General features: G+C 47.7%; 5 protein-coding genes. 2 read left to right on the forward strand and 3 right to left on the reverse strand.

Annotation, left to right across the window (positions count from 1 at the left end; translation table 11 throughout):
• The first annotated feature begins 148 nt into the window (after window positions 1-148).
• A complete protein-coding gene (locus KJS63_RS22285) occupies window positions 149-2,044 on the forward strand; it encodes a PrkA family serine protein kinase (RefSeq protein WP_213621116.1) in 1,896 nt (631 codons plus the stop codon).
• Between the two features lie 85 nt (window positions 2,045-2,129).
• Here the strand turns inward: KJS63_RS22285 and KJS63_RS22290 are convergent, their stop codons facing one another.
• The 3 genes from KJS63_RS22290 to yhbH all read right to left on the reverse strand — a co-directional run bounded on the left by KJS63_RS22290 (window position 2,130) and on the right by yhbH (window position 5,563).
• On the reverse strand, window positions 2,130-2,642 hold the full coding sequence (locus KJS63_RS22290) for a DUF3231 family protein (RefSeq protein ID WP_213621117.1): 513 nt from the start codon (window positions 2,640-2,642) through the stop codon (window positions 2,130-2,132).
• Between the two features lie 332 nt (window positions 2,643-2,974).
• The gene (locus KJS63_RS22295; protein WP_213621138.1) at window positions 2,975-4,393 is read right to left on the reverse strand and encodes a SpoVR family protein; all 1,419 of its coding nucleotides are present in this window, start codon (window positions 4,391-4,393) and stop codon (window positions 2,975-2,977) included.
• 12 nt (window positions 4,394-4,405) lie between these two features.
• Window positions 4,406-5,563, reverse strand: a complete 1,158-nt coding sequence (yhbH, locus tag KJS63_RS22300) for a sporulation protein YhbH (RefSeq protein ID WP_068619959.1) — start codon at window positions 5,561-5,563, stop codon at window positions 4,406-4,408.
• A gap of 418 nt (window positions 5,564-5,981) precedes the next feature.
• Here yhbH and KJS63_RS22305 point away from each other — a divergent pair, with 418 nt between their 5' ends.
• On the forward strand, window positions 5,982-6,863 hold the full coding sequence (locus tag KJS63_RS22305; RefSeq protein WP_213621118.1) for a hypothetical protein: 882 nt from the start codon (window positions 5,982-5,984) through the stop codon (window positions 6,861-6,863).
• Window positions 6,864-7,319 lie beyond the last annotated feature (456 nt).

Here is a 7,319-nt window from a genome sequence, read left to right on the forward strand (position 1 = left end):
ATTAAGATAAAATCGTCAATTAATCGTATAAGCTCGCATAAGTATGTAGTATCCTTTTTTTCTATTTACCGTTGTTAGCTCGTGACTTACTGCTCTAAAGACAGAAATAGATGCGTAGTTCAACTCGGAAGCACAGGAGGTACCAAGCATGGATATTTTTGAACGCGTTGCGGCATACCGGGCAGAAAGCGAACGGTTGGCATGGAGCGGTACTTTTAAAGAATATATCGAGCTGCTTAAGAAAGACCCGTCTCCGGCCAAGACGGCTCATGCCCGTGTGTATGACATGATCACCTCTTATGGCGTTGAAGAAGTGAACGGACATAAGAGCTACAAGTTTTTTGAGCAGGAGATCTTTGGTCTGGACCGTGCCATCGAGAAGCTGGTGGAGGAATACTTCCATTCGGCTGCCCGTAGGCTGGATGTGCGCAAGAGGATTCTACTGCTGATGGGACCCGTCAGCGGGGGGAAGTCCACCTTGGTCACCTTGCTTAAGCGGGGGCTGGAGAAGTTCTCCCGGACGGATCAGGGTGCACTGTATGCTATTGAGGGCTGCCCCATGCATGAGGACCCGCTGCATTTGATCCCGCTGGAGCTGCGTGCGGATGTTGAGAAGGAGCTTGGCATCCGGATTGAAGGGAATCTATGCCCGGTCTGCCAGATGAAACTTAAGACGGAATATGACAATAACATTGAGAATGTAAGAGTAACACGGCTGGAAATTTCCGAGGATGCACGGGTTGGAATCGGTACTTTCAGCCCTTCGGACCCGAAATCCCAGGACATTGCGGATTTGACGGGAAGCATAGACTTCTCCACGATTACAGAGTACGGTTCGGAGTCGGACCCCCGGGCTTACCGGTTCGATGGGGAACTGAACAAGGCTAACCGTGGTCTGATGGAATTCCAGGAGATGCTGAAGTGTGATGAGAAGTTCCTGTGGAATTTGCTGTCGCTGACCCAAGAGGGGAATTTCAAGGCGGGCCGATTCGCTCTGATTAGCGCTGATGAACTCATTGTGGCCCACACGAATGAATCCGAATACAAATCGTTTATTGCGAACAAGAAGAATGAGGCTCTCCAATCCCGGATGATTGTCATGCCGATTCCTTATAACCTCAAGGTCTCCCAGGAAGAGAAGATCTACGCGAAGCTGATCGGTCAAAGTGATATGAGCCATATTCACATTGCGCCTCACGCGCTCCGGGCGGCGTCGATCTTCACGATTCTTACGCGGCTCAAGGACTCCAAGAAACAGGGGGTTGATCTTCTTAAGAAGATGCGGCTTTATGACGGTGAAGAGGTGGAGGGCTACAAGACGGCTGATCTGAAGGAACTCCAAAATGAGTTCCTGGATGAAGGGATGTCAGGAGTTGACCCCCGCTACGTGATTAACCGGATCTCCAGTGCCCTGATTAAGCAGGATCTTCACTGCATTAATGCGCTGGATATTTTACGGGCCATCAAAGATGGGCTGGATCAGCATGCCTCCATTACGAGAGAGGAACGCGAGCGGTATTTGAACTTCATCGCGATTGCGCGTAAGGAGTACGATGAACTTGCCAAGAAAGAAGTCCAGAAGGCTTTCGTCTACTCATTTGAAGAGTCTGCGCGGACCTTGTTTGAGAACTACCTCGATAACATTGAGGCCTTTTGCAACTGGACCAAAATCCGTGACCCGCTGACTGATGAGGAGCTTGATCCGGATGAACGTCTCATGCGTTCAATTGAAGAACAGATTGGGATTTCCGAAAATGCCAAGAAAGCATTCCGCGAAGAGATTCTAATCCGCATTTCCTCTTATTCACGGAAGGGGCGTAAATTCGAATACAACGACCATGAACGGCTGCGGGAAGCTATTGAGAAGAAGCTGTTTGTGGATCTCAAAGATATTGTCAAAATCACCACCTCCACGAAAACGCCGGACGAGAATCAGCTTAAGCGGATTAATGAGGTCAGCCGGCGGTTAATGGATAATCACGGCTACTGCCCTGTCTGCGCGAATGAGCTTCTCCGTTATGTGGGAAGCCTGCTGAATCGTTAAGGTAGGGGATTAATATGACAAAACCTCCAGTTCCACAGATTCGTGGGGATAGGAGGTTTTGTTTTGTGTTGTCTAGGGAGCGGACTTATTCGCCGTCCGGTCTTTTGATTTGAAGAGGAGGAGGGACAAGCCAACCTTTATCTTTCAATAGGCGGAGAATTCGGGCGCCGAGAGCCGCTTTTAATCCGTGGTTTTTAAGGAACAAAGCCCCTATATCTTCCCGGATCGAAATAGCGATAACCTGGCTTGCTTCCACAATACCCATGGAGACAGCCGTTGCTACAGCCGCACCGATCTCCGGATCGGAGAAGCGGGCGCCAACCGGAATTTCTTCAAGATCCGCAGGCGGTCTCTCCGGAAAAGCTGGGACTGGCGGAATTCCGTTCGCCAGCAGAATTTCATCGGCTTCTTTTATTTCCCGTGTAGTCTGGTCGATCAGGTCCTTAAGTATGTCCTTCAGATCTTTGTCCCCAGCATGGTTCAGATAAGCCTGGAAGGAGGATAAAGAACCCTTACCTTTGGTAGAACATTGCCATACCCCAAAAATTTCCCCGTAATGCAGCGGTTCGTCCTTAGGGTTGCCGCCTAGAATAGCCATGTTTCACTGCTCCTTTGTGTTGTAGAGTTTAGCTTAAAGGGTCTATCCTAGAATCCCCATTTGTGATGGTCTTATGCCTTCTGCTCTGAAGACAGCTTGTCCGGTTCTATATCGGTTCTATATATTAAGTTGCTGCATGCAAATGCTTCTCCCCAGCCTTATTTAGCAGGCGATCAGATATCGAAGTCTAGGGACAAGAGAGCTGCGATATTTTGCGGAGACTTAATCTTTCTGATAACCAGATGGCAAGATGACCACAGCGCGAAATTAAACGCAGAAGAGGAGGAGCCCGTAAAGAACTCCTCCTTATGTTTAACCTCTCTGGTAAAACATCAGCTTACAAACTTCCGGTAGTGCTTCTGCCCGTCAAAGCTAAACACGGCCTTTTTCTCCTCAATGACCGTCTCCAAATGAACGGTTTTCCCCCACAGTTGATATACATGGGGAAGAGTACGTTCGAGATACTTAAGATCGAGTTCGATTCCCTCATATTTATGTCTGAGCACAAGCTCACCGCTCCGCTGATAGTCCCCATCCTGGACAACGATGTAGGGCGCACCCCCGTTGACCCGGGACAGGGCCAACTGGTCCCGGACATTTTCCCAAGACTTGTCGGTAATGGTCCACTCGGGCCCTTGCTTCTCAAATACATACAGATCCAGATCCTGTACCAGGCTCTTAGTCAAATAGCTCCGAATGAATGAGATATCCGAATCCAGCTCACGAACCTCGAAGATCTTCTCGCGTCCCTTGCCCGGCTTCCTGCCGAAGCGCTCCTGCTCCTCGGGAGTTGGCTTATCCCAGCGGCGCTCGATATCCTCAAATATTTTCAGACCGAGATAGTAGGGGTTCAAGCTCTGGGTTGAAGGCTGCACTACAGAGGAGTTGAGCTTGGCGAATTCAATCGTCTCCTCGCTGGTCAGATCCAGTTCCCGGATAATGCGCTGATGCCAGTAGGAGGCCCAGCCTTCATTCATGATTTTGGTCTCCATCTGCGGCCAGAAATACAGCATTTCTTCCCGAAGCATGCTCATGATATCCCTCTGCCAGTCTTCCAGAGTTTCGGAATATTCCTGGATGAACCATACGATGTCTTTCTCCGGTTCCGGAGGGAAAACGGGATGCTCCACAGGACCTGCCGCAGGCTTGTCGTCTATTGACCAGAGATCATCATATGGGGTGACAGGTTTGATAGGGTTGACTCTTTCTTTGAGCTCGCGAATCTTGGCTTCGGTATAACGTTTCTTATCCAGACGCCTTGGCTTGATGAGCTGGGGGTCCACATGCTCCTGTATAGAAAGCACCGCGTCCACGAATTTTTCCACTGTATCTGTCCCATGAATTAGTTCATACTGGCTGATTCTTTCTGCGGTGGCGGCCATGCTCTCGACCATATTCCGGTTGGTGGCCGAGAATCTGGCGTTATTTTTGAAGAAATCACAGTGAGCCAGCACGTGAGCTACGATCAGCTTATTCTGAATCAGACTATTGCCGTCAAGCAGGAAGGCATAACATGGGTTGGAGTTAATGACGAGCTCATAAATTTTACTGAGGCCAAAATCGTATTGGAGCTTCATTTTATTAAAAGTTTTGCCGAAGCTCCAGTGTGAAAAGCGGGTAGGCATGCCGTAGGCTCCAAAAGTATAGATGATATCCGCCGGGCATATTTCATATCTCATCGGATAATAATCCAGACCGAAGCTGTCAGCGATCTCCATGATTTCCGCAATGGCCTTCTCAAGTTGCTCCATTTCACTGCTCACTTACGCGAACCTCCCTTCCTGCTTATGAAAGAAGCTCTTCAGGGCGTGATAGACAGCTCCCTTTTCCTTAATAATATAGTGAAGGAACCGTTCCTTCTTAATATGCTTGTAGGCGGACATTAATGTGCTTCCCCGGTTGTATTGGTTCACTTCCCCATATCCGAACATATTGCTCTTATCCAGCAGCTCGCCGATTAACTTCACACATCGCTCATTGTCGGATGTAAGATTATCCCCGTCGGAGAAATGAAACGGGTAAATATTATAGCTTGAAGGCGGATATCTCTTGTCAATCACTTCAAGCGCCTTTAAGTAGGCTGAGGAGCAGATGGTTCCGCCGCTTTCCCCTCGTGTGAAGAAGTCCTCTTCACTGACCTCCCGGGCTTCGGTGTGATGGGCAATGAAGACAATTTCCACTTTTTCATATTGCCGTCGGAGGAACCGGGTCATCCAGAAAAAAAAGCTTCTGGCGCAGTACTTCTCGAAGGTGCCCATTGAACCGGAGGTATCCATCATGGCGATAATGACGGCATTGGAACGGGGAATTACGATTTCTTCCCAGGTCTTATAGCGGAGATCATCCGGGGATATGCCGTGAATGCCAGGCTTGCCGCCTGTGGAATTGCGGCGGAGGTTCTCGAGAATGGTCCGCTTCTTGTCAATGTTGGACATGATCCCCTTCTTGCGGATGTCGTTGAAGCGGATATCGGCAATTTCGATCTGGTCATTATCTTTATCTTCCATAAACGGAAGCTCAAGCTCACTGAAGAGCATATCCTCCAAGTCCTCAATACTGATCTCGGCTTCCATAAAATCAATCCCGGGCTGATCGCCCGCCCCTTCACCTGCACCGGGTTGTTTGGAGTTATCCCGGCCGAGCACATCGCCCACCTGGGAGTCCCCGTCCCCTTGACCGACGTGCTTCTGCTTCTGGTAGTTATGCACGAACCGGTATTCCTCCAGATTGCGCAGAGGCACCTTAATGATCTGTTTTCCGTCTGACATGATGATATTTTCTTCCGTTATGAAATCCGGCAGATTCTGTTTAATGATCTCCTTCACTTTCTTCTCATGGCGCTGCTGGTCCTGGTATCCTTTACGGTGCAAAGACCAATCTTCCTTGGACACGATAAAAAGAGAATTATCGGATGACGGCATAGCCAGGCACCTCCCTCGTAATAAGGCTTAATGATCTATTCTCCATATATATTCAAGGGGAAGAGGGTTATGTGAGGGGCAGTCACTGAAAAGAATAAAGTCCACATAACATTTTGATGAGTGGGGAGGAAGAGACCGCCAAGAATCAGGTTCAATCTTTAATTTCTAGATGCAAATCTAGCATTTATCCACTTTTTTGAAAATTTAGGATATGTTATCTTAATCACACAGCAGGGCTGCATCAAAATGAAAGCGCTATATTCAATTCCGGGAGGGTGATGTTTGAACAAGGAACGGTGGTTTTATTCTACTGCCCAGTCTTTGACTCCGTGATTTGAACTGCAGGCGGAGAGCGGAGCTAACAAATTGTCTGAAGCAGTGGATTAAAATAAAAAAAGCTTAAGAGGAGGCTGAATTGATGAAAAAAAGGCTTTTAGGTTTGCTGGCGATTTTCGGGCTGCTGCTCGGAGTTCTCCCGGTAGGGGCATCGGCTGCGGGGTCAGGTGAATCGGTGATCTACGGCGGGGGACCTTTCTATTCTGGAGGCACAGCCACCATGAACAGTCTGAGATCGTCAGGATACACAACAGTGATGCTGTGGACCATCCATGTGAACAGCAATGGGGACCTGGTCTACAACGACCAATTGGTTGTTTCCCAAGGCAAGTATGTGGGCAGAGCTGCATGGCCGAGCGAGCTTGCCTCCTTGAAACAGGCCCCGACATCTGTTAAACGGATTGAAATCAGCATCGGTTCAGCAGATGTTAATGACTTTCACAACATTAAGAGTCTAATCGCATCTCAAGGGACTGGGACAAGCAGTATCTTGTACAAGAACTTTAGTGCTCTTAAGACGGCTCTGGGCGCAGATGCAGCCAGCTTCGATGATGAGGACTTATATGATGTTAACACAAGTGTATCACTTGGAAATATGCTTTCTGGCCTAGGCTACAAAATTACCCTGTGTCCTTACTCCAATGTGACTTATTGGAAAAGTATCAAAACACAATTGGGAAGTAAGGTGGACCGCGTATACCTTCAGGTATACTCAGGCGGATCTTGGAATGATCCGGCGACTTGGAGTAAAAACTTAGGTATGCCCGTAATGCCCGGTTTAGACAGTAAGACCCCGACCTATGGGAACACTCCGAGCCAGGTCCAAAGCAGAATGACGAATTGGAAGTCATCCGCCGGAATTACTGGAGGATTCATGTGGCTTTATGACGATATGCTTAAATATCCGAACTATGGCTCACCCGCAGACTACGCTAAGGCAATTAACACAGCATTAGGATCGTAAAAGCTTTCAGCCCGGGCATATGGAATTATGCCCGGGTTATATTGATGAGGAGTCTGGCGGATATGATGTTCTTAATTGCCGGGGATTTAAAGGTTGGATTTATTTAGAAAAATTCTTTTTTGAAATAACACTTGCAATTCACTTGGGTTCCATGATATATTATTATTCCGGCCGATTGCTTGGTAAGTAATTTGGCGGGAGCATGAGAGTAGTTCATACAGTTTAATTTCGTAAGAAAAGATAAACTGGTAAAAATTATGACTTGCTTAAATGCTTGGTAACATGATAATATATAAGAGTTGCTGCTGAGACACCGAATGCTAACTGAGTCGATGGCGAAGTGGTTAACTAAATGAGAAATTGATCTTTGAAAACTGAACAACGAGTGAGATACAAGATTGAAGAACTTCGGTTCTTTAATCGAATGAGAATTAAAATGGATGAATTTCAATTGAG

Origin of the sequence: Paenibacillus sp. J22TS3, assembly GCF_018403205.1 — a bacterium.
GTDB classification, from domain to species: Bacteria; Bacillota; Bacilli; order Paenibacillales; family Paenibacillaceae; genus Fontibacillus; species Fontibacillus tuaregi.

Coding starts and splice junctions, on each gene's coding strand:
- KJS63_RS22285 (WP_213621116.1), top strand. CDS start 149: ATGGATATTTTTGAACGCGTTGCGGCATACCGGGCAGAAAGCGAACGG.
- KJS63_RS22290 (WP_213621117.1), bottom strand. CDS start 2,642: ATGGCTATTCTAGGCGGCAACCCTAAGGACGAACCGCTGCATTACGGG.
- KJS63_RS22295 (WP_213621138.1), bottom strand. CDS start 4,393: ATGGAGCAACTTGAGAAGGCCATTGCGGAAATCATGGAGATCGCTGAC.
- yhbH (WP_068619959.1), bottom strand. CDS start 5,563: ATGCCGTCATCCGATAATTCTCTTTTTATCGTGTCCAAGGAAGATTGG.
- KJS63_RS22305 (WP_213621118.1), top strand. CDS start 5,982: ATGAAAAAAAGGCTTTTAGGTTTGCTGGCGATTTTCGGGCTGCTGCTC.